Annotated in this window: 21 protein-coding genes; 14 read left to right on the plus strand and 7 right to left on the minus strand. The window is 63.1% G+C overall.

Features of this window, described 5'->3' with window-relative positions:
• The first annotated feature begins 8 nt into the window (after window positions 1-8).
• On the plus strand, window positions 9-1,067 hold the full coding sequence (locus HL657_RS04895; RefSeq protein ID WP_317295711.1) for an ATP-binding cassette domain-containing protein: 1,059 nt from the start codon (window positions 9-11) through the stop codon (window positions 1,065-1,067).
• Here HL657_RS04895 and HL657_RS04900 read toward each other — a convergent pair.
• Together HL657_RS04900 and HL657_RS04905 are read right to left on the minus strand one after the other, a co-directional pair.
• Complete coding sequence (locus HL657_RS04900; RefSeq protein ID WP_317295712.1) at window positions 1,037-1,408, minus strand: hypothetical protein; 372 nt, start codon at window positions 1,406-1,408, stop codon at window positions 1,037-1,039. The genes HL657_RS04895 and HL657_RS04900 overlap by 31 nt on opposite strands.
• A gap of 48 nt (window positions 1,409-1,456) precedes the next feature.
• Window positions 1,457-1,693 (minus strand): hypothetical protein, encoded by a 237-nt coding sequence (locus HL657_RS04905; RefSeq protein ID WP_317295713.1) that lies wholly within the window; start codon window positions 1,691-1,693, stop codon window positions 1,457-1,459.
• Between the two features lie 92 nt (window positions 1,694-1,785).
• On the opposite strand from HL657_RS04905, the gene HL657_RS04910 reads away from it, so the two are divergent.
• From HL657_RS04910 to HL657_RS04930, 5 genes are all read left to right on the plus strand, one after another.
• A complete protein-coding gene (locus HL657_RS04910) occupies window positions 1,786-2,592 on the plus strand; it encodes an amino acid kinase family protein (protein ID WP_317295714.1) in 807 nt (268 codons plus the stop codon).
• Between the two features lie 53 nt (window positions 2,593-2,645).
• Window positions 2,646-3,377, plus strand: a complete 732-nt coding sequence (locus tag HL657_RS04915) for an ABC transporter substrate-binding protein (protein ID WP_317295715.1) — start codon at window positions 2,646-2,648, stop codon at window positions 3,375-3,377.
• A gap of 125 nt (window positions 3,378-3,502) precedes the next feature.
• A complete protein-coding gene (locus HL657_RS04920; protein ID WP_317295716.1) occupies window positions 3,503-4,429 on the plus strand; it encodes a substrate-binding domain-containing protein in 927 nt (308 codons plus the stop codon).
• A 50-nt stretch (window positions 4,430-4,479) separates the two neighbouring features.
• Entirely contained in the window at window positions 4,480-5,181 is a 702-nt protein-coding gene (locus tag HL657_RS04925; RefSeq protein WP_317295717.1) for an ABC transporter permease, read from the plus strand.
• Between the two features lie 4 nt (window positions 5,182-5,185).
• Window positions 5,186-6,265 (plus strand): ABC transporter ATP-binding protein, encoded by a 1,080-nt coding sequence (locus HL657_RS04930; RefSeq protein WP_317295718.1) that lies wholly within the window; start codon window positions 5,186-5,188, stop codon window positions 6,263-6,265.
• Window positions 6,266-6,616: 351 nt separating this feature from the next.
• Here HL657_RS04930 and HL657_RS04935 read toward each other — a convergent pair whose 3' ends face one another.
• Window positions 6,617-7,993: a P-loop domain-containing protein gene (locus tag HL657_RS04935; RefSeq protein ID WP_317295719.1), complete on the minus strand. Its 1,377-nt coding sequence runs from the start codon at window positions 7,991-7,993 to the stop codon at window positions 6,617-6,619.
• Between the two features lie 97 nt (window positions 7,994-8,090).
• Between HL657_RS04935 and HL657_RS04940 the strand changes: the two genes are divergently transcribed.
• Entirely contained in the window at window positions 8,091-8,876 is a 786-nt protein-coding gene (locus HL657_RS04940; protein WP_317295720.1) for an MBL fold metallo-hydrolase, read from the plus strand.
• A gap of 4 nt (window positions 8,877-8,880) precedes the next feature.
• On the opposite strand, the gene HL657_RS04945 is transcribed toward HL657_RS04940, so the two are convergent.
• Together HL657_RS04945 and HL657_RS04950 are read right to left on the minus strand one after the other, a co-directional pair.
• Window positions 8,881-10,146, minus strand: coding sequence for a PAS domain S-box protein (locus tag HL657_RS04945; RefSeq protein ID WP_317295721.1), 1,266 nt, complete (start codon window positions 10,144-10,146; stop codon window positions 8,881-8,883).
• 167 nt (window positions 10,147-10,313) lie between these two features.
• Entirely contained in the window at window positions 10,314-11,495 is a 1,182-nt protein-coding gene (locus HL657_RS04950) for a hypothetical protein (protein ID WP_317295722.1), read from the minus strand.
• Between the two features lie 202 nt (window positions 11,496-11,697).
• On the opposite strand from HL657_RS04950, the gene HL657_RS04955 reads away from it, so the two are divergent.
• From HL657_RS04955 to HL657_RS04985, 7 genes are all read left to right on the plus strand, one after another.
• Window positions 11,698-12,108, plus strand: coding sequence for a PaaI family thioesterase (locus tag HL657_RS04955; protein ID WP_317295723.1), 411 nt, complete (start codon window positions 11,698-11,700; stop codon window positions 12,106-12,108).
• A 137-nt stretch (window positions 12,109-12,245) separates the two neighbouring features.
• Window positions 12,246-13,835 carry a CTP synthase gene (locus HL657_RS04960; RefSeq protein WP_317295724.1) on the plus strand — a complete coding sequence of 530 codons (1,590 nt, stop codon included), beginning with the start codon at window positions 12,246-12,248 and terminating at the stop codon, window positions 13,833-13,835.
• Window positions 13,836-13,844: 9 nt separating this feature from the next.
• Entirely contained in the window at window positions 13,845-14,762 is a 918-nt protein-coding gene (guaA, locus tag HL657_RS04965) for a glutamine-hydrolyzing GMP synthase (protein WP_317295725.1), read from the plus strand.
• Window positions 14,763-14,766: 4 nt separating this feature from the next.
• Window positions 14,767-15,891, plus strand: coding sequence for an acetylornithine transaminase (locus tag HL657_RS04970; RefSeq protein WP_317295726.1), 1,125 nt, complete (start codon window positions 14,767-14,769; stop codon window positions 15,889-15,891).
• On the plus strand, window positions 15,875-16,933 hold the full coding sequence (gene hisC, locus HL657_RS04975; RefSeq protein WP_317295727.1) for a histidinol-phosphate transaminase: 1,059 nt from the start codon (window positions 15,875-15,877) through the stop codon (window positions 16,931-16,933). Before HL657_RS04970 ends, hisC begins: the two co-directional genes overlap by 17 nt.
• Complete coding sequence (locus HL657_RS04980; RefSeq protein WP_317295728.1) at window positions 16,930-17,442, plus strand: adenylate kinase family protein; 513 nt, start codon at window positions 16,930-16,932, stop codon at window positions 17,440-17,442. The genes hisC and HL657_RS04980 overlap by 4 nt, the downstream gene beginning before the upstream one ends.
• Entirely contained in the window at window positions 17,439-18,041 is a 603-nt protein-coding gene (locus HL657_RS04985; protein WP_317295729.1) for a CDP-alcohol phosphatidyltransferase family protein, read from the plus strand. Before HL657_RS04980 ends, HL657_RS04985 begins: the two co-directional genes overlap by 4 nt.
• A 154-nt stretch (window positions 18,042-18,195) precedes the next feature.
• Here the strand turns inward: HL657_RS04985 and HL657_RS04990 are convergent, their stop codons facing one another.
• Entirely contained in the window at window positions 18,196-18,681 is a 486-nt protein-coding gene (locus HL657_RS04990; protein WP_317295730.1) for a TspO/MBR family protein, read from the minus strand.
• A gap of 130 nt (window positions 18,682-18,811) precedes the next feature.
• Window positions 18,812-21,154 carry a PAS domain S-box protein gene (locus HL657_RS04995; RefSeq protein WP_317295731.1) on the minus strand — a complete coding sequence of 781 codons (2,343 nt, stop codon included), beginning with the start codon at window positions 21,152-21,154 and terminating at the stop codon, window positions 18,812-18,814.
• Between the last annotated feature and the right edge of the window lie 309 nt (window positions 21,155-21,463).

Genomic DNA, 21,463 nt, shown 5'->3' on the forward strand with positions numbered 1-21,463 from the left:
GATCATCCATGCTTACCATCGATTCCGTATCAAAGAGCCTCGGAGAGTTTTCGCTCTCGAACGTCTCGCTCTCGGTCGAAGACGGGGAGTACTTCATCGTCCTCGGCCCCACGGGGGCGGGAAAGACGATCCTTCTTGAGACGATTGCCGGGGTCTACACCCCCGATGCGGGCAGGATCCTCTTGAATGGCCGGGACATAACGGACGTGCCCGCACGGGAGAGGAATATCGGCATGGTCTACCAGGACTACATGCTCTTCCCGCACCTGACCGTCGAAGCGAATATCGGTTTCGGGCTGAAGTCCCACCGCGCCGATCCCGCGTTCATTCGCGGGAAGATCCAGGAGAGCGCGGATCTCTTAAACATCAGCCACCTGCTCCACCGCTACCCGGGCACGCTCTCCGGCGGCGAACAGCAGCGCGCGGCGATTGCCCGGGCGCTGGTGATGGAGCCGGAAGCCCTGCTGCTCGACGAGCCGCTCTCCGCGCTCGACGTGAAGACGCGCGAGAGCCTGCGGGCGGAACTCGCCCGGATCCACGAGGCCACCGGGACGACGATCGTCCATATCACCCACAACTTCGAGGAGGTCTTCGACCTCGCCGACCGGGTGGCGATCATGCGCGGCGGCGACGTGGTCCAGGTGGGGACGCCGGAGGAGATCTTCCGGCGGCCGAACTCCGACTTCGTCGCGGGATTTGTCGGGGTGGAGAACCTCCTCCGCGGAACAGGCTCGGCCGACGGAACGGTCGCGGTGGGGGATCTCCGGATATGTGCGGAGAATGGCATACCCGGCCCCGTCTCCGTTGCAATCCGGCCGGAGGAGATCCTGCTGTCGAAGGCGCCCCTGCCGGAGAACGGAAGAAACGTCGTCTTCGGCCGCGTGGAATCTGTGCGGCCGAACGGGGGCCTGGTCCGGGTCTCGGTCGACGCCGGAGTTCTGTTTAAGGTGACGCTGACCCGGCAGGGATTCGAGGAGGCAGGCGTCGCACCCGGCGACGCAGTCCACCTCGCCTTCCGGCCTTCGGCGGCCCACGTCTATCCTTCAGGAGAAGAGGAAGAGGCCTGAGCGGCGCGGATCTCGAGCGCCCGGAGGACCCCGGCACCCAGGACCTCTTTTGCGCGCTCGCCGTGCCGCTCCGCCATGACCGCAAGGAGACGTTCTGTCCCCGCGGCCGTGGTGGAGATGCCGACCCGCTCAGCCCGGTGGATCAGCCCGTCCCGCTCCATCTCCCCGAACCGGGGGAGGACGTAGTAATGCGGGATCCCGAGGTGCTCGGCAAGTTTCCGGGTCGTCGGGAACCGCAGCGAGATGCCGTCCGGGGAAAAGCCGACAGTTATGCACCTGTCCTCTTCGAGGAGGATCCTGACGGCCGCATCGATTATCTCGTCGTGTTTGTGTGTGGACATCCGATCGTAGAAGGTCTGGTTGTTGTGAGAAAAAGGGAGTCGGTTTGATTACGCTGCTTCCGCCGCCTTCATCTCGCCCCGCTCTTCCTCGGGCATCTCCTCGAGGTAGACCATCTCCGCCCCGATGTCCTTTGCGATCTGTTCGAGCTCGATCTTTCTGAAGTGGGTCCCCTCCACCTTCAGGTGTTTCTGCTCGCCCTGTTCTTCGACGACGGCGACGACGCGGAATCTGGGTTGCTTCACGCCGGTGCCGACTTTCTGGCGTTCACGTACATAGATCTTCATGGTTCTCTCCATTCCATACCAGTTGGTATACCAACAGGTATACCGCAAAGACACTTAATGTTTTCTTTCATAAAAAATGTAAGGGTTAAAATATGGCAGAACGTTTTGAGATGGAATCAAGGTTCCGTGGTGAGAGTCTTGTCCGGCGGGGGCTGCTCCGCGAGACCCGAAGCGGCAAACAGGTCAGGATCATGCCGGACCTGAACGTGATCAAGATCGGGGGCCACGGCGTTATCGACTACGGGCGGGAAGTGATGTTCCCGCTGATCGAAGAGATCGGGGAACTCTCCCGGAAAAACAAGATCCTGGTCGCCACCGGCGGCGGCGTCCGGGTGCGGCACATCCTCGATGTCGGGATCGATCTCGGCATGCCGACGGGGGTGCTTGCGGAACTGGCGGGCAAGATCAGCGAGCAGAACGCGATCATGATGTCCATTCTCTTCTCGAAGTACAACGGCACCCGGATCCACACAGACGACCTTTTAAACCTCCCCTCGCTCATATCCCTCGGGATGCTGCCGGTCGTGCAGGGCACCCCACCCTACGGGCTGTATGAGCACCCGCCGAAGCTCGGGAGCATCCCGCCGCACCGGACCGATACCGGCGCCTTCCTGATGGCCGAGGTGATCGGCGGGAAGAACTGCATCCTCGGGAAGAACGTGGATGGACTGTTTACGGAAAACCCGTTCGTGAACCCCGACGCTGAGTTCATCCCGGAGATCACGGCCGACGAACTCATCGAGATGGAGATGGAGGATATGGTGCTCGAGCCGATGGCGGTCGAGCTCCTCCGTGACGCCGTCCATATCACAGAGATCAAGGTGGTGAACGCCCACGTCCCGGGTAACATCGCAAAGGCCGTGAACGGGGAGCGGGTCGGCACCATCATCCGGGCCTGACAACCCGGAGTCAACCTTTTTTGATTAACTCCAGAGAAGCCTTCTTTAGTCTTGTGGGCGGATCAGTACAGCACACGAGCGATTCCATGACCCTCTACCTTGGCATTGACGACACCGACACCCGCGAGTCCCGGGGAACCGGACGGCTCGCCCGCGCGATTGCAGCAGAACTCGCCCGGTCGTACACGGTGACCGGAGTGACCCGCCACCAGCTCTTTGTCCATCCCGACGTTCCGTACACCTCCCACAACAGTTCCGCGGTCATCCACATCCAGGATACCGGGAACGGGATCGCGGCCGACGTCTTTGCGGCGGCAAAGGAACTGATGCTTGCCGACTTCATCGAGGGGAGCGACCCCGGGGTCTGCGTCGCCACCGACCGGAACATCAACGGCGACCTCTCCCGCTTCGGCCTCTCCGCGAAGGCGAGCGTCGTGACGCAGGATCAGGCGCGCTCGCTTGCCCGGCAGGCCGGAATCCGCCTCGAGGGGCTCGGCGGCACCGAAGACGGCGTCATCGGCGCGCTTGCCGGCATCGGGCTCGCAGCATCGGGTAACGACGGCCGGTTCATCCAGAGGGGAACGACCCGGGACCTCCGCGGCAGCCAGACGGTCGCCGCAATCCTCGCTTCCGGCGTCGACCGGGTCCAGACCCGGGACGGTGCGGCGGTCGGGAACGGAACCGTAGCTCTCCGAAAGTTCCCGAAGCCCGCTTTCATCGGTGGGAAGGCAGTCCTGTTTGTCGAAGCGGACGGCGATGCCTACCGCGATATCGTGATGGGGTGAAGGGCAAATCAACAACATCCCATTTAATAATCCCATTTGTAAAATGCATTAATTATATTAAGTTGCCATTAACTCAAAACGCATCTATTTAAATGCACGTATTGTGATACATCTAATTGATAACTATGCATAAACGAATTATTTTTGCCGTTGCGGCCGTGATGGTCGCCCTCATGCTGATCTGCGGCTGTACCGGGACAACATCCGACCCGACCCCCGTGGAGACGCAGCAGCTTCGTATCGCCACGACGACGAGTCTCTACGACACTAAACTCCTCGATCACCTCACCTCGATCTTCGAGGAGGAGTACAACGCCGAAGTGCTGATCGTCTCCGCCGGGACCGGCAAGGCGATCGAATACGGACAGAACGGCGACGTGGACGTCCTGATGGTGCACGACCGTGCGCGTGAAGATGCCTTCCTCGCCGATGGCTACGGTACCGACCGGCGCGTCTTCGCCTACAACTACTTCGTCCTCGTCGGCCCCGAATCCGACCCGGCAGGCATCAAGGGCATGCAGCCTGAGGCGGCGTTCACCGCCATCCGCGAGGCGGGAATGGCCGACGGATCGGATGTCGTCTTCGTCTCGCGCGGCGACGCGTCGGGCACGCACTCCAAGGAGAAGGCCATCTGGAAGGGCGCCGGGTTCAACTACTCTGCAGACGTGCAGGGCTCCGGCGACTGGTACCAGGAGGCCGGGACGGGCATGGGTGCAACCCTGACGATGGCGAACGAGAAACAGGCCTACACCCTCTCCGACATCGGGACCTACCTTGCCTACAAGGGCGATCTCGACCTCGTGACGCTCGTGGACGAGGGCGACATCCTGCTCAACATCTACTGCGCCATGCAGATCAACCCCGCAAAGTACCCCGACACCAACACCACCGTCGCGAAAGACTGGATCAACTTCATGATCTCTGACGATGTCCAGAAGGAGATCGCCTCCTTCGGTGTCGACCAGTACGGCCAACCGCTCTTCTACGCTGCCCAGGACGACTGGGAGAAGATCGGCGTGCCCCAGGCTGAAGTGAAGGATCCGATCGCTTGATCCGGCTTAAATCACCCTTTTTTTCGGCCGCGTAAAGTCAGGTAGAGAGCATGTACGAGATCATCGAAGGATTCCTGGAGGCGATCCGGCTCATCGTCACGCTTGATCCCGACGTGATGGCCATCGCCGCACGAAGCATCACCATATCGCTCACCGCAACGATCATCGCCACGCTGTTCGCCGTTCCGCTCGGGGCCGCCATCAACTTCGGCACGTTCCCCGGAAAGAAGAGTCTCATCAACCTGATCCAGACGCTGTATTCCCTCCCGACCGTCGTCGTCGGGCTCCTGATATTCCTGCTCATATCCCGTGTCGGTCCGTTCGGCTTTCTGCGGCTGCTCTTCACCCCGACCGCCATGGTCATCGCACAGACGGTCCTCGTCCTGCCGATCATGACCGGCCTCACGATATCCGCGCTCTCGGGGGTCGACCCGGTGATCAGGGATACCCTCTACTCGCTCGGGGCGACACGTCTCCAGTTCCTCATAAACATCATGAAAGAGGCCCGGTTTGCGATCCTCGCGGCCGTCGCGGTCGGGTTCGGGCGTGCGATCTCCGAGGTCGGGGCGGCGATCCTCGTCGGCGGCAACATCATGGCGTCGTCGTTTGCGAGTTCGACCAGGGTGCTGACGACCGCGATATCGCTCGAGACGTCGATGGGGAACATCTCCCAATCTATCGCGCTCGGTATCGTCCTCCTCGTCATCGCCCTCGGCGTCAATCTCGCCATAGCCAGGGTGCAGCACCGGTGATCTCATGATTGAACTCGATAGCGTCTCAAAAAACTTCGGCGATACGACGGTGCTCGCCGGCGTCACCGGACAGGTGAACCGGGGAGAGATCTTCGCCGTCATCGGGCCGAGCGGGGCCGGGAAGTCGACCCTGCTGCGCCTCATCGACCTCCTCGATACCCCGACGGAAGGGGCGATCCGCATCAACGGCCTCGACATCCATGCGGATAAGGGAAGGCGCCTCTCCATCCGCCGGATGATGGGGATGGTCTTCCAGAAGCCTGCCGTCTTCAACACGACGGTCACGGAGAACGTCGCCGTCGGGCTCCGGTTCCGGGGAGCGGGCAGGAGCGAGATACGGAAGATGGTCGAGGACGCCCTCGATATGGTCGGCCTTGCCGGATACGGAGACCGAAAAGCCCGGACACTCTCGGGTGGGGAGATGCAGCGGGTGGCTCTCGCCCGGGCGATGGTGATCGAGCCGGAAGTCCTCCTGATGGACGAGCCGACCGCGAACCTCGACCCGGTCTCGGTGGAGATGATCGAGGAGCTGGTCATCCGGATCAACCGCGACCTCGGCACGACGATCCTCTTCTCGACCCACGACATGTACCAGGGGCAGCGGCTCGCCCACCGGATAGGGGTGCTGATGGACGGGACGTTTGCACAGGTGGGGACACCGAGAGAGGTCTTCACCCTCCCGGCAAGCCGGAACGTCGCCCGGTTCGTCGGCATAGGGAACGTCGTCGACGGGGTCGTCGTGGCCGCTGAAGACGGCATGTCCGCCGTCAACATCGGCAGCGCCCGGATCCGGGCGAGATCGTCGTTTTCCCGGGGGGAGAGGGTCTCTCTCTGCATCCGGTCGGAAGATATCCGGATTGCCCCGGCGATCAGAGGGAGGAGGGTCTTTGACGGGAACATCCTCCCTGGCACGGTGACGTCCGTCGTCCCGCGCGGCCCGTTCAGCAGGGTGACGGTCGACTGCGGGTTCCCTCTCTCGTCCGTCCTCTCCTGGAAGGCGGTGGAAGACCTGGACCTCAGGGAAGGCAGCCAGGTTACCGCCTCGTTTACGGCGGCGTCGGTTCACGTTGTCAGACGGGAGTGATGACCGCCGGAGTTTTCTGAGCACTTCGCGTTGCGCCGGGTGTTCACAGGAATAGCAACGAAATCTCGCCCTTCGCGTTCTTCGCACCTGACGGTGCTCACGCTCCTGCCCTGCGGCCAGGCGCACTTCGCGGCTTCGCGTGAGTTAATGGGGTGTGGTGCGGAACGCCTCACGCGAAGAACGCGAAGCCGCGAAGAAGAGTGTCAACATTCTCTACCAGACTTCGCGTCCTGCGCCCTGACAGTGCTCAAACTCCTGCTTTGCGGTCGGTCGCGCTTCGGGGGAGTCGTTCTTCGCAGCTTCGCGTGAGGCAACGGCGTGATGTGGATGAAGCAAGCCGCCCATCCCGGCTCACTCTTTCGCCGCAAGATGCTCCCGCACCTCCTTGAGGTGCCGGTCCAGCCGGCGCCGGAACTCCCCGGGATCGAGCGCCTGCGCTTCGTGGCCGGCAAGAACCAGGATCCGGTCGGCCTGCGCGATCAGGATGTCGAGCGACGAGGCGGCGAAGAGGATCGCCGTCTCCCCGAGCGCCTCGCGCCGGGTGGCGAGCAGGGTGGAGAGCGGCGTCACCTCGCCGCTCTGGAGGCAGCCCGGCACCAGCAGGTTGGTCGCGGAGCGGTCTTCGTCGAGGATGAGAAGCGGTGCGGCGGCCCGGAGCGCGGCCTGGATCTTGTGTGCCATCACGAGCGACCCGCTCCCCCAGCCGTAGGCAGACCGGGGATTGCCTGATAGTCCCGGCGGGAGGCTCCTGAAGAAGAGGCTGACGTCCGCGCCGACGAGTCCCTGCTCGTTCGCTTCCGCCCGGGCAATCCCGTTGACGCTGACGAGAAGCTCCCGTCCGTCCCCCGCGGCGTGGTCGTCCGCTCCCGCGACGACCGCGTGGAGGAGGGTGCTCTTCCCCTCGGCGTTCGAGCCTGCAATCGCGAAGGCCTCCCGCCGCCGGAGCCCCAGGCCGGTCACGATCCTGCCGCTTCCCGCTAGTTCCACCTCGACCGGATCGAGTTCCACGGGACAGCAGAAGGGGACGTGCACCCCCTCCTTCGGCCCCGCGATCCGGTGGTGGCACCGGAGCCGGGTGAACCGGCGGGCCGGGCGCGTGCCGTCGGCGATGAACGCGACGAGCCCCATCCCACAGAGAGCGCGCCGGAGTTCCTTCTGGTCGACGGAGAGGTCGCGCGCCGCGGCGAGGGGGCCGGCCGGCACCCGGCGCACGATGCGGTCGAGAGCATCGAGGAGTGCCGCGAGCGGTCCCGTAACCTCCCTGACCGCGCCCGGCACCGGCGGCCCCGGATACGGGAGGGCGCCCCTGATGACGAGGCGCAACCCACCGCCGTCGATCCGGTTATCCCCATCCGGCCGCCAGAGGTCGGTCCCGATGGCGCTCCGTGACGCGACCAGCGTGACCGGCTCCACGTTCGGCAGGCAGTGACGGGGGTGCTCCGTCCCCGTCCCGGCGATCGGCCCGAGGTCCCGTTCGGCGGGGACCGCCGCCTTGATCGCCTCGATGATGACCCCGGCGGCTCCGTCGGCCCCCGGGCCGGACGCTCCCGCCGGCGCCGGAAGCAGGACGGGGAGGCTGAACCGGAGCGCCGTCGTATCGAGCGACCGGACGAGGTAGGTGTTGACGAGGTTTCTCACCCTCTGCCGGTCGATGCGTGCCCGGCCGTCCCCGAGATCCGGGATGATCCGGTGAACCTCCGCCTGCCAGGAGCCCTCCGTTGTGCTCATGCGCTCTCATCAGGTAATGGTTCTCCGGATCCCAAGGCTTTTTTTGTACGGTCCCCTTCCCTGATCTTAAATAGCCGCACGGCCCACCATTTCTACAATGGAACTGACAGTCCTCGCCAGCGGGAGCAAAGGAAACTGCACCTATCTGCGAGGGGGGCGGGGCGCGCTGCTCATCGACGCGGGGCTCTCCGCTCGCGAGACCCTTCGGCGCCTCGAAGCCGCCGGTGGGGACGCATCGCTCGTCGAGGGGATTCTCGTCACGCACGAGCATATCGACCATATCCGGGGCGTCGACGTCCTGGCAAGGAGGCTCGGGGTGCCCGTCTACGCGACCGGCGGCACGCTTGAGGCGTTCATCAGGAAATGCGGGACGACGTCGGCAGAGGTCCGACGGTGCCGGTGCGGCGAGCAGTTTGTTGTGGGGGACTTCTCGATCCAACCCTTCGCCACCTCCCACGACGCCCAGGAGCCTTGTGGGTTCTCTGTCGCCGACGGCGACCTCCGCGTCGGGTGCTGCACCGACACCGGCACCGTCACCACGACCATCTTCGACCGGCTCGCATCCTGCGACGCCGTTCTCCTGGAGAGCAACCACTGCCCCGATATGCTCGAGAACGGCCCATACCCTGCGTATTTAAAGAGCCGAATCCGATCAAAACGCGGGCATCTCTCAAACCCGGATGCCGCCCGCTGCCTGCAGAGGCTCGCCGACCACATCCACATGGCGATGCTCGCCCACGTAAGCGAGATCAACAACACGCCGGAAAAAGTGCTCCACTCCGCGCTCGAAGGGCTCGGGTTCTACTCCGACCAGGTCGGAGTCACCGTGGCGCCCCAGGACCCCGGCGCGGTGCATCCGGAATCCTACGGTTTCAGGCTCTGAGGACTCACAGTTTCCGCAACGTGCACACCATGCCGATCACGGTGCCCGCAGCATCGATGATCGGGTCTGCGGCGATGCGGACCGCCAGCTCCGACCCCCCGTTTCTCACGAGTATCGCCTCTTCTGTGCACTCCGCGGTCCGGCCCTGCCCCAGAACCTCCCGGGTGAGAAGTTCCCGGGCATCGTCGCCCGAAAAAAGCGACCATACCGGCCGTTTGGCCAGTTCGTCTCCGGCATAGCCGGTCAGGCGCTCGGCCTCCCGGCTGACGATGACGATCATCCCGGCGGCATCGGTGGTGATCATTGCCTCCTCGGGTTCATTCGTCCCCAGAGTGCCCTGCTCAACCGACAGGTCCAGCCATCCCTCCGCGGCTTTGCGCTCGGTCATCTCGATATAGTAGAGGAGGCGCTCGAGTTCGGCGGTCCGTTCGGCGACGAGTTCCTCCAGATGCTCGCGGTGGCGGCGCAACTCCTCTTCCGCCTTTTTTCGCTCCGTGATCTCCCTGACGATAGCCACCAGGTGCATCTCATACAGCGGTACAACACGGACCTCGTAGTACCGGGTCTCCCCGGCCTCCATATGGCTGAACTCCAGGGCCGCGGCAGGCCTGTTCGTCCTGACCGCCTCCTGTAGCGCACCTAAGAGTGCTTCCCCCGCCCCGGCGGGGAGCACGTCCTGTACCCGCCGGCCGAGGTGCGCACGGGACACAAGCGGCGCTTCCGCGAGCCTCCCCGCCCGGAAGTCGAGGATCGTGCCGTCGGCGTTCAACCGGAGGAAGAGGTCGGGAAACGCTTCGATCACCGCGCTCAGTTCGGACGTCGCCTGCCTGCCGTTCTCCTCGGCCAGAGCATGCTCGGTGACATCCCGGAGAACGAACAGAACGCAGCCGCCATCCACCGCCACCCGCCGGAGTTCGATCTCACGCACCCTGCCGTCCCGGCGGACCACGCTGGCGACCAGGGCGGTGCGGCGGCCCGAAAAGAGTTCCTGCCCCAGCTCCTGCACGGTCTCCCGGTATGCCGGGTTCGGGTGGGCACGCTCAAACCACGCAGAAAGCGTCGGGACATCTTCCCGGGCATACCCGGTGATCCGGGTAAACGCCGGGTTCAGGTACCGGCATCTGCCCTCAGCATCCAGCAGAACGAGCCCATCCGGCGCTTCGCGGAGGATCGAGAGGCAGACGCCCTCCCCGGGATGAGGCGATTCCCGGACATCCCCGGCTCCAGATGCTCCCTCCCAGGTGTCCTGAACTGTTTCGTTTCCCGTCATCGTAACCGGCCCTCCCCGGTAGAGCAGTACGCCCGGGCCCGCAGGCGCCAATCATAGGAGGTTTTACTTTGTGCGATACATATACTCATCGTTCTGCCTTTCCGTTCAATTATTGAGATTAACCGCTTTACAGCAAATTTTGCTCTCTTCGCGGCGTAAAAGCATCTTCAGGGCTCCTTGATCTTCAGGAGATCCATGCAGTACTGGTCGACGCTCGTAAAGAACACCGACCTTGCCCGTTTTGACCGCTCTTCATCCCCTTCGGCGAAGTCCCGGAGGACGTATTCCACCGCCGTGATGTAGTGCTCCTCCTGCCGGCAGGCAACCTTCTTCGCCTCCTCAAAGCACCGGAGACTCTCGTTCTTGTGGGTGCACATGACCTCGAGCACGGTATCGAGCATCAGGAGCAGAGGGCGGGGGAATTTCTTCAGGATCGCCAGCTTCCTGAAACTGGCGTAGGATTTCGGCTGGCCTCCGAGGAGGGCTAGTTTCATCCCGTAGTAGAGCGGCTCGTGGTCGTCGGGATACTGCTGCATCATCTGTTTGACGATAGCCGCGGCAGCGCTCCCTTTGCGCATCTCCACGTGGGTGTTGAACGCCTCTGCGAGGAAGAACCTGTTGTCGGGGAACCGCTCCGCCGCACGGGTCAGGAGGAGGCGGCGGCGCTCGGCACTCCCCTCGTGCTTCGTCCAGATGAAGCCGATGCGGTAGAACTCCGGTTCACCGGGAAACCAGGTGAACGCAAGGTCCAGCATAAACCAGAAGATCGAGTACAGCCGGCTGCCTTTCTGTTCGAAGAGCCCGAGACGGTTGTGCGGGACACGGGCCCGGGAGAGATTCAGCATCTCCTCGCGGGCGCGGAGTTCCAGATCCTCGGGACGGAAATTCACCTGCCGGTTCTTTGTCCGGGACATGCCGTAATAGCAGTAGGCGATTGCAGCGTTGATGCGGGCATCATAATTCATGTAGCGCGCAAGGTAATCGAGTGCCTGAGAGTAGTTGCCGGTATCGATCAGTTTGAGGCCGACGAGCACGTCAAGCGTTGCCCTCCCCTTTTTCCGCCGCTTGCTCCCCATGGCGTGCCGGAGGACCTTCTCGAAGTACTCCGGCGCAGGAGCCTCACGTGTGGCGTCGAGGAGCGCAAAAACGGTCGCATCGATGAAATCGTCATAGGCCCTGTCGTCGAGATCCGGAAGGGTTTTCGCGAGCGTGGCGGCAACATGCCCGAAGAAGACCGGGAGGTTCGCCTCCACCTGTCCGGTATGCTTTGCAATGTAATCGTCCATGGTAGCCCGGAGCTGCTCAAGTCTCCTGTCCCGGAGCGCTTCAGGCTGCCATGCATCTTGCATACCCTAAAGGGGAAACAAAACGAGATATGTGTTGTTATATCATCTTCAGGCGCAATCCCAGGTCCACTCCCGTATTCCCCGCCATCCGGAGAGAAACCGCGCCGGGCAGGGTTCTTTCCCGGACCGAATGCTCCATCAGGCCTGGTATTGACAATGCTTATCCCGGCGGACCCCGAAACCTCTTGCACAGAGGTGCAGCCACGTGGGTTACCTTGACGAACTAAAACGGGTGGGAAGGGATGTAAACCCCTTCTTTACGTTGATGGGGATAGAAGTGGACGATTTCGGCGACGGATGCGCCCGCCTCACCATGGAGGTCCGGCCGGATATGCTCAACGGCGCCGGGTGGCTCCAGGGAGGAATCTATGTGGCGCTCGCGGATGAGGCAATAGCGCTTGCGCTCTACACACTCCTTGCCGAGAATGAGAGGATCGCCACGATCGACGAGCACACCAGTTTCATAAAGGGTGTCAACGCCGGGACGCTCGCCGCCACCGGGAGGGTCATCCGTAAAGGGCGCCGGGTGGCGTTTGCGGACGGAGAGATCAGGGACACGGCGGACGGCATGCTGCTTTCCCGGACGTCGACATCGTATGCGATCATCGGGGGATAACACCGCGACAGCCCGTCCGGCGAAACCCATATTGCGCCGGCAGGGATTTCCCGGCAACGCCTGAGCAATACATTCTCAACATCCGAGATCACATACATAATACAGAGTATCCGGGGCAACCGGAGGGGAACGAGAGCTTGAAGTATATCGTTGTAACCGGAGGCGTCATGAGCGGGCTCGGGAAGGGCATCACCACCGCATCCATCGGGCGTCTCCTGAAAAACCGCGGCTACCAGGTGACGGCGGTGAAGATCGATCCGTACCTGAACATAGATGCCGGCACCATGAACCCCGCCCAACACGGTGAGGTCTTCGTCCTCTCTGACGGCGGGGAAGTCGACCTCGATCTCGGCAACTATGAACGGTTCTTAAACATCAACTTAAAGTCGATCCACAACATCACGACGGGCAAGGTCTACCGGAACGTCATTGAGAGGGAACGACGCGGGGATTTCCTCGGCGCAACCGTTCAGATCATTCCCCACATCACCGACGAGATCCGGCACTGCATCAACCGTGCGGCACAGGAGGAGATCAACGGCGACAAGAGGGCCGAGATCTGCCTCGTGGAGGTCGGAGGTACAGTCGGCGATATCGAGAGCATGCCATTTCTAGAGGCGGTTCGCCAGATGCACGGCGAACTCCCGCCGGAGGACATGATCCTGGTCCACGTCACCCTGGTCCCGATGGACACCATGGGCGACTTCAAGACCAAACCCACGCAGCACTCAGTCAAGGCACTCCGGGAACTCGGGCTGCAGCCCGACATCATCGTTGCCAGGAGCAGCGAGGTGGTCACCCCGCAGACGAAGAAGAAGATATCCGCTTTCACCGATGTCCCGGCAAAGGCCGTCATCTCCGCAAAAGACGTCCCGGACATCTACCAGATCCCGGTAGAACTGGAGAAGGAAGGGCTTGCGGATGTCGTCTGCAACTACCTTGCCCTCGATAACCGGGAGCCGGACCCCACGTGGTACCGGGTCGTCTCGCAGGAGTACACGAACCGGGCGACGGTCGCCATCGTCAGCAAATACGGGATCGAGGACGTCTACATGTCCATCAAGGAGTCGCTCAAGCACGCCGGAAGAGCGCTCTCCACCGAGGTGAGCGTCCGCTGGCTGGATGCGGAGACGTTCGAACTCCACGAACTCGCCGACGTCGACGGCATCCTGATCCCGGGCGGATTCGGCAAGCGCGGGATCGAGGGCAAGGTCCGGGCGATACGATACGCCCGCGAGAACAAAAAGCCATACCTCGGCCTCTGCCTCGGGTTCCAGCTCTCGGTAATAGAGTACGCGCAGAACGTCCTCGGCATCCCTGACGCCACCAGCGAAGAGATGGGCGACGGAACGCACATCATCGCCATCCTCCCCGAGCAGGAAGAAGTCTGTGACCTCGGGGGCACGATGCGCCTCGGCGACTGTGGCGTCGTCCTGAAAGATGGGACGATGGTGGCCGGCCTTTACGGCAGGACAGAGATCGTGGAGCGGCACCGCCACCGCTACGAGGTGAACCCGGCGTTCATCAGCGACCTCGAAGGCGCCGGCCTTGTCTTCTCGGGCTCCTGCGGGCCGCGGATGGAGGTTTGTGAAATCCCCGACCACCCCTTCTACCTCGCGACACAGTTTCACCCCGAGTTCAAATCGAGCCCGACAAACCCCTCCCCGCCCTACATCGGCTTTGTAGAGGCATGCAAGAAGAATAAAACATCATCCCAGACCAGGTGAGATGAGAGAATGGTAAACGTCGAGAAATTTATCGACCAGGCAGTCAAGCAGATACGCGATGCGGCCGGAAACGATAAGGTCGTGATGGCGCTCTCCGGCGGCGTGGACTCGTCGGTCTGCGCAGCGCTTGCGACCCGCGCGATAGGTGATCAACTCGTCCCGATATACGTGGATACCGGCCTCATGCGGAAGGCTGAGACCGAACGGATTCAATCCCTCTTTGCCGACGCGAACCTCCGTGTCGTGGATGCGGCGGATGAATTCTTCGAGGCGCTCGCGGGCATCACCGATCCCGAGGAGAAGCGCAAGGCCATCGGCGAAAAGTTCATCCGGATCTTCGAGCGGGAAGCAAAACGGACGGGAGCAACGATGCTCCTGCAGGGGACGATCTATCCCGACCGCATCGAGAGCGAGGGGGGCATCAAGAGCCACCACAACGTCGGCGGCATGCCCCTCGATATTGAATTCAAAGGCGTCATCGAACCGCTTGCCGACCTCTACAAGGACGAGGTCCGTGAGGTCGCCGGCGGGCTCGGCCTTCCCGCGGAGATCCAGCACCGGATGCCCTTCCCGGGCCCGGGGCTCGCCGTCCGGGTGCTCGGTGAGGTGACGGAGGAGAAGATCGCGGTCGTCCGGGAGGCGAACGCCATCGTCGAGGAATGCCTGGTGGAGGAGTACCACCCCTGGCAGTGTTTCGCGGCCCTCATCGGTCTCGGGACCGGGGTGAAGGGGGACGTCAGGCTGCACGGCTGGATCGTTGCGGTCCGGGCCGTCCAGTCACGAGACGGCATGACCGCCGATCCGCTTCTCCTGCCCTACGAGACCCTCTCCCGGATGGCAACAAGGATCACCGCCGAGATCCCCGGCGTCGCCCGGGTCGTCTACGACGTCACCCCTAAACCCCCGGCAACAATCGAATACGAGTGAGATTATGGCAGAAGATTCACGCGTGCTTGATGCACGCTACTACATGCCCGCGTTCGGCCGGACGATGAAGATCGTCCGCGGCGCGGGGTCGCGCGTCTGGGACGACCAGGGAAAAGAGTATATTGACTGTGTGGCAGGAATTGCGGTCTGCAGCACCGGCCACTGCCACCCGTTGGTGGTAGAGGCGATCTGCGGCCAGGCGAAAGATTTGATCCACTGCTCGAACCTCTACTACGTCCCGAACCAGGCAGAACTCGCGGAGAAACTTGTGGGGATCACGGGACTCGCGAAGGCGTTCTTCTCGAACTCCGGCGCGGAGGCAAACGACGGCGCAATGAAACTCGCCCGCGTCCGGACGGGACGGAAAAACTTCGTCGCGTTCGCCCACGGGTTCCACGGCAGGACCTGCGGATCGCTTGCCGTCACCCACAAGCCCGCGATCAGGGAGCCGTTTGAGCCGCTCTCGGCCCCCTGCGCCTTCGTGGACTACGGCGACCTGGACGCCCTCGCAGAAGTTGTCGATAACGATACCGCCGGGGTCTTCGTCGAACCGATCCAGGGCGAAGCGGGCGTCATAATCCCTCCTGACGGATTCCTCCAGGGCGTCCGGGAGATCTGCGACGACACCGGCGCGCTGATGATTGTCGACGAGGTGCAGACCGGGATGGGCCGGACCGGCAAATGGTTCGCCTTCCAGCACTCGGGCGTGATCCCCGATATCATCACGATCGCAAAAGGGCTTGCGAGCGGATTTCCGATCGGCGCGCTCGTCGCCCGGGAAGGGCTCGAGTTCACGAAGGGCGAGCACGGGAGCACCTTTGCCGGAGGCCCGCTCGCCTGTGCGACGGCACTCGCGACGATCGGCGTCGTCGAGGAGATCCTCCCCGATGTCACACGGAAGGGCGAACGGTTCATGAAAGGGCTTGCCACCCACAACCCCCGGGGCCGCGGCCTGATGATCGGCATGTCGGTCGGCGACCGGTGCCCGGAGGTGCAACAGACCTGCGCCGAGAACGGGGTGCTCGTCAACTGCGCAGCCGACGGGAACCTCCGGCTGATCCCGCCGCTGGTTATCACGGACGAGGAGATCGACACGGCTGTCGGTGTCATCAATGCGGCGCTTGGTTAGGGCGTGCTTTACGGGCACGGGCGGTTACTCCTACGCGAAGAAAGCCGAAAACGTCGCGCGGGAGCCCGGAATCGACCGGGTGGCTCGCCTCGCAAGCAACGAGAACCCCTGGCCGCCGTCGCCCGCCGCAATCGGAGCGGCGACGGAGGCCCTCCGGACCGTGAATCGCTACCCGGACGAGCGGGCGACGGTGCTCGTAGAGGCGCTCCGCCGCTACCACGGCGACTACCGGTTCGTCACCGGCGCAGGCATGGACGGCGTCATCGAGACGGTGATCCGGACGGTCGTCGAGCCCGGCGAGACGGTGGCCGTCTCGACCCCGACCTTCTCGTTCTACGGGATCGCGGCCGCGGCGCACGGCGCCCGGGTCGTGAACGTCCCCAGGGGGGAGGACTTCTCGGTCGACCCGGCGGAGTTCGTTGAAGCCTGCCGCGGGGCGAAACTCGCCTTCCTCTGCTCTCCGAACAACCCTACGGGGAACTCGATCCCGCCGGAGGACGTCGAAGAGATCCTCGAAGGGATGGAGGGGCTGCTCTTCCTCGACAACGCCTACGTCGATTTTGCGGATACCGATTACCGGCCGCTGATGCGGCGGCACGAGAACCTGGTCATCGGGCGGACGATGTCGAAGATCTTCGCCCTCGCCGGGCTGCGGGTCGGCTACGCCTTTGTCCCGGAGTGGCTGGAGCCGTTCTACCAGAAGGCCGCAACCCCGTTCGCGCTGAACTCGGTCTCTCTCGCCGCGGCCGCAGGGGTGCTCGCCGACACCGACCGGGTGAGAGAGACCCGCGACCATATCGGGCGGTGGCGGCAGCGGTTCCTCACAGAGACACCGTTCCGGACATACCCCTCGGACGCAAACTTTGTTATGATAAACGTCGCTCCCTTAACGGGCGACGAGGCGACTGAGCAACTCGCGGCAAAAGGCGTCCTCGTCCGGTCCTGCACCAGTTTCCCGGGGCTCGGGAACCACTACATCAGGGTCTGCATCGGCGAAGATTGGGAAAACGTTCGATTCCTCGAGGCGATTAACACCCTATGATGACAGGCATCACCGGTACTCCGGGAACAGGAAAGACATCCATCGCAGCCGAACTCGAGCAGCGGGGCAACCGTGTCGTCCGCCTGGCCGATACGGTGCGGCCTTACATCATCGAGGAGGACTGTTCCCGCCAGACACTGGTGGTGGACGTCGACCGGTGGGTAGAGGAGTTCGAACCCCTCAACGGGATCGTCGAAGGCCACCTCGCCCACCTCCTCCCCTGCGACCGGGTGGTGGTGCTCCGGTGCCGCCCCGACGTCCTGCGAGAGCGGCTCGCCCCGAGAGACTACCCGGAGGAGAAGGTCGCGGAGAACGCCGAGGCGGAGGCGCTCGATGTCATCCTGATCGAGACGCTCGAGGAGCACCCGGACGAGCACGTCTTTGAACTGGATACAACCGATCTCTCCGTCGACGAGTGCGCAGACCGGATCGAGCGGTTCATCAGGGGAGAACTCCCGCCGTCCTGCGGGTCAATCGACTGGACGGATTACCTGGAGGTCGGAAGATGACGCTCGACCAGTTCCGGCCGCAGGTGCAGGGCATCATGCAGCCCGTGGTGGACCTTGTCCGGAAGATCGGGATCACCCCGAACGCGCTGACGATTGCCTCATTTCTGGTATCGGCACTTGCAGGTATCGCATTCTATGCCGGGGGCGTCGTGCTCGGCACCGTCATGGTCGCGCTCAACGCTGTCTTCGACGCGCTCGACGGAGCGCTCGCCCGGGATATGGGGATTGCGGGCATCCGCGGGGATTTTCTGGACCACGTCATCGACCGCTACGCCGACATATTCATCATCACCGGAATCTTTGCGGGCGGCGCCGCACCCTGGCCGATCGGTGTCTTCGCGCTGACCGGGGTCCTGATGTCCTCGTACCTCGGCACCCAGGCACAGGCTGTCGGGATCGGCAGGTTCTACGGGGGCATTCTCGGCCGGGCAGACCGCCTGGTGCTGATCATCATCGCCGGCGCCCTCACGGTGCTGATCCCGGGAGAGATCTACGGTCTGAACTACCTCGGGTGGCTCCTCGTCATATTCGGCGTCCTCGGGCACTACACCGCTTTCCAGCGGTTCGCCCATGTCTGGCGGCAGATTGAGAAATACTGAGGCTCGTGAGGGGTTTCCCTGGTCATGGACCAGGGCCGATACCAACACCTATCGCTTTTTTTGCGTTCTTCGCAACTCGAAGACCTTCGGGCCATCGCACCCTCCGGCCCGGGGGCCCGTCACTCGCTCAAAAAGTGGGGTTGTAAGTGGGGCTCTACGGGTTGAGGGCGTAGATGCCGTAATTCAGGTAGGCCGCGAAGGTCACCCAGAGAATGTAGGGAACAAGGAGCACCGCCGCAGGTACCGATACCCGGTAGAAGGCGGCTATCGTCATAACGATCGCAATCCAGAGGAGCACAATCTCAATGAGAGCGAAGTACGGTGCCTGCATGCCAAAGAAGAGGTACGACCAGAGGACGTTCAGGACCAGCTGGACGGCGAAGATCGCCGTGGCAACCTGCACGTTCTTACGCTCCCACCCCTTGCTCCAGACAAGATAGAGCGCAATGCCCATGAGGATATAGAGTATCGTCCAGACCGGGCCGAAGACCCATGAAGGCGGGTTCAGGGCGGGTTTTATGAGGCCGGCATACCAGGTAGGGATGGCCGGTGTCGTGAAGAGCGACCCGATGACCCCCGCAAGCAGGCAAACTGCGACCGCCACAACGAACTGGGTGACCCGGACGTATACAGATGCCACGACGCTAAGTAGTGGCGGCACGGCTTAAATCTTTTGATGCGGGGGCGAAACGTCAGCCTCTGCCCCGACGTAAAGCCGACAATGCGCAGGTCCGGTCGCAAAGGGTGGAGGTTCGCCGGAAGAGGGGTGTTCAGTCGCACACCTCTTCGTCCAGATATTCGTCATCCTCGTCATCCCCAGAAGAAAGGAACTCCCGGAGAGTAAACCTGAACGCCGCACCGAGATCCGGCCTCCCCTCCACCCGGTCTTCCACGCGGATGGTGCCGCCGTAGCGCTCAACCAGGGTGCGGACGACGAAGAGCCCGAGCCCGTCACCGCACCCGCCAACCCAGCCCCGCTCGAACCGGTGGAAGATCGACTCTTTTATGGGGTCGGGTATGCCCGGCCCGGTATCCTCGACGGAGACCAGCACGCTCTCGCCATCGTAATCCTCCACCCGTATGGCGATCCTGACCTCCTGGCCGCCGAACTCGACGGCGTTTCGGATGAGGTTCGCGAAGACCTCGGAGAGGAGGTCATCCGCCAAAACCCGGCGGTGGCTGGCCGAAAACTCTATCGCAACCTCCGGGAAGGCGGCGACCTCCTCCCTGACGACGATATCAAGGTCAACCGGCCCGGAATCGTGCGGATCGTGGTGGATGCGGCGGATCGTGGTGACGTTGCCGAGGATATCTGCGCTCCTCTGGATGCAACTGCGGATCTTTCTCGCGTATAGGGCCTTCTCTCCCTCAAGCATCTCACCGAGGAGATCGGCGTACAGGCCCGAAACGTTCTCGGCGTTCCTGATGTCGTGTGTCATGATGTCGAGATACAGATTCGCCTCCCGGTTCGCCGCCTCCAGTTTCTTATTCAGCATCCCTTTCAGGATGCCCGACCCGATCTCTTTTCCCACCATCTCCAGAAGCGCCATCTCCTCGCGGGAGAAGGATTCCTTTGTCCTGCTGCCAACGTACACCGACCCGACAACGACCGATTCGGCGATGAGCGGGATGCAGGCGAGTATCGATACCTTGAGCTCCTCGAGTATACCCGCCTCGATGGAACTCAGGTCGGGCTGCTGCTCGATGTAGCGGGGCTGGCCGGCGACGAAGATAAAGTTGAACGGCCAGTGGTGGACCTTGATGATACGGCTCCGCGGCATCGCCGACGGGGGGAGCCCCTTCTGGTGCTGCAGCAACGCCCGCTTGCGCTCGGCATCGAGCATATACACGATACCGACATCAAACCCCATCATCTCAAGCGTCTTCTCAAGCGATTCCTCCAGGAGTTCGGCAAGAGAGAGGGAGGCAGCCGAGGCGCCGACCACCTGGTTCAGCACCATGAGCTGCTCGTTTCTGATCCGGATCTCCTCTTCGGCACGTTTACGCTCGGTGATATCCATCACGCCGGCGATCAAGCCCCGGAACTCGCCGGAATCGTCGGTGAACGGGGACGCAATCATCAGCGCGGTGATGCTGCCGCCGTCCTTGCGGACGAACTCGCACTCATACTGCTCCCGGACGCCGTCATCCCGGCTATTCAGGTGGTCCCACATCGTGGAGCCGCAGGAGGGGGCGAGGAACGAGTAGAAGGACTCCCCGATCATCTCTTCAGAGGTATAGCCGAGCATCTCCGCCATCCGGGGGTTGACAAACGACGTGCAGCCGTCCCGGTCGATAACCCAGATCCCCTCGCTGAGACTCTCTACGACAAGCCGGTACTTCTGCTCGCTCTGCCTGAGTGCCTCCTCCGCCCTTTTGCGGTCGGTGATGTCGAGCACTCCGGCAAAGCACCCGCGGAAGACGCCGGCGGCGTCGAAGACCGGCGAGGTGACCACGAGCGCGTGGACGCGCCCGCCGTCGCTGGCAAGGAGATCCAGTTCAAACTCCTGCTTCCGGTCGGTTTCCTGGCAGAGCGGGTTTTTTCCGCCCGGGGAGGTTCCGGCGATGAACCCGGCGACCGGCGAACCTATCAGGCGATGCGCGGGGCAGCTGAGGATCTCCTCCATGCGCGGGTTTGCGAAGGTGATGCGGCCGGCCTCGTCCACGGCGACGACGCCTTCGTTGAGGTTCTCGACCAGCCTTCGATACATCGCCTCCGAGTGCCGGAGCGCGGCCTCCACCCGCGTCCGCTCGAGCGCGTACCGGATCGCCCGACAGAGCAGTTCCGCGCCGGTCTTCCCCCGGACAAGATAATCCTGCGCGCCGTTCTGCATCGCATGGAGCGTGGCGGGAGACGAGCCCGCCGCAGTGAGCACGATGACCGGGAGATCGGGCGCCCTCCGGCGCAGGCGGTCGAAGACCTCCGTCCCCCGGTTGCCCGCGAGATCGAGGTCGAGGAGCACGACGTTGATTCCGCCTCCCGATACCCGAGCAAGCCCGTCCTCGGGGCGCTCGCAGTGGATCAACTCAATGTCGCGCCCGCACTCGCGAAGCATCTCCCCAAGATTGCCGGGACTCTTTCCGATCAACAACACGCGTAAGGGTTCGCTCATGGTCTCACTCGCATCCTGGGCCGTTACCTGCCCGTATCGGTGTAGATTCAGGTGTCCCGGCCGCAGGACGGCTCGCCGCGCGGGCATGGCCGCACGTGGCCGGGTTCTCAATACTGTAGTACGGTTCTCCGGGAATTTATATCTCGTTCTTTGAGCGCGCCCGCCGCACCGGGCCGGGGGCTCCGGGGACGGTGATATCGCGTGCGGCAGCAGAACCCACCACAGAACAGACCACGATCGTCCTTGCAGCCGGGGCCGTCCTGGTACTCGCCGCTGACGGGTTCCTGGTCCGGCGCTGGTGGATGCACC

It is taken from the genome of Methanoculleus nereidis, from assembly GCF_032944295.1.
Taxonomy (GTDB): Archaea; Halobacteriota; Methanomicrobia; order Methanomicrobiales; family Methanoculleaceae; genus Methanoculleus; species Methanoculleus nereidis.

Excerpts from the sequence above, each read along its gene's own strand:
- HL657_RS04920 (WP_317295716.1), top strand. The coding sequence starts at position 3,503 with ATGCATAAACGAATTATTTTTGCCGTTGCGGCCGTGATGGTCGCCCTC.
- HL657_RS04900 (WP_317295712.1), bottom strand. The coding sequence starts at position 1,408 with ATGTCCACACACAAACACGACGAGATAATCGATGCGGCCGTCAGGATC.
- HL657_RS04980 (WP_317295728.1), top strand. The coding sequence starts at position 16,930 with ATGATGACAGGCATCACCGGTACTCCGGGAACAGGAAAGACATCCATC.
- hisC (WP_317295727.1), top strand. The coding sequence starts at position 15,875 with ATGCGGCGCTTGGTTAGGGCGTGCTTTACGGGCACGGGCGGTTACTCC.
- HL657_RS04970 (WP_317295726.1), top strand. The coding sequence starts at position 14,767 with ATGGCAGAAGATTCACGCGTGCTTGATGCACGCTACTACATGCCCGCG.
- HL657_RS04940 (WP_317295720.1), top strand. The coding sequence starts at position 8,091 with ATGGAACTGACAGTCCTCGCCAGCGGGAGCAAAGGAAACTGCACCTAT.
- HL657_RS04925 (WP_317295717.1), top strand. The coding sequence starts at position 4,480 with ATGTACGAGATCATCGAAGGATTCCTGGAGGCGATCCGGCTCATCGTC.
- HL657_RS04910 (WP_317295714.1), top strand. The coding sequence starts at position 1,786 with ATGGCAGAACGTTTTGAGATGGAATCAAGGTTCCGTGGTGAGAGTCTT.
- HL657_RS04950 (WP_317295722.1), bottom strand. The coding sequence starts at position 11,495 with ATGCAAGATGCATGGCAGCCTGAAGCGCTCCGGGACAGGAGACTTGAG.
- HL657_RS04945 (WP_317295721.1), bottom strand. The coding sequence starts at position 10,146 with ATGACGGGAAACGAAACAGTTCAGGACACCTGGGAGGGAGCATCTGGA.
- HL657_RS04985 (WP_317295729.1), top strand. The coding sequence starts at position 17,439 with ATGACGCTCGACCAGTTCCGGCCGCAGGTGCAGGGCATCATGCAGCCC.
- HL657_RS04935 (WP_317295719.1), bottom strand. The coding sequence starts at position 7,993 with ATGAGCACAACGGAGGGCTCCTGGCAGGCGGAGGTTCACCGGATCATC.
- HL657_RS04895 (WP_317295711.1), top strand. The coding sequence starts at position 9 with ATGCTTACCATCGATTCCGTATCAAAGAGCCTCGGAGAGTTTTCGCTC.
- guaA (WP_317295725.1), top strand. The coding sequence starts at position 13,845 with ATGGTAAACGTCGAGAAATTTATCGACCAGGCAGTCAAGCAGATACGC.
- HL657_RS04930 (WP_317295718.1), top strand. The coding sequence starts at position 5,186 with ATGATTGAACTCGATAGCGTCTCAAAAAACTTCGGCGATACGACGGTG.
- HL657_RS04905 (WP_317295713.1), bottom strand. The coding sequence starts at position 1,693 with ATGAAGATCTATGTACGTGAACGCCAGAAAGTCGGCACCGGCGTGAAG.
- HL657_RS04995 (WP_317295731.1), bottom strand. The coding sequence starts at position 21,154 with ATGAGCGAACCCTTACGCGTGTTGTTGATCGGAAAGAGTCCCGGCAAT.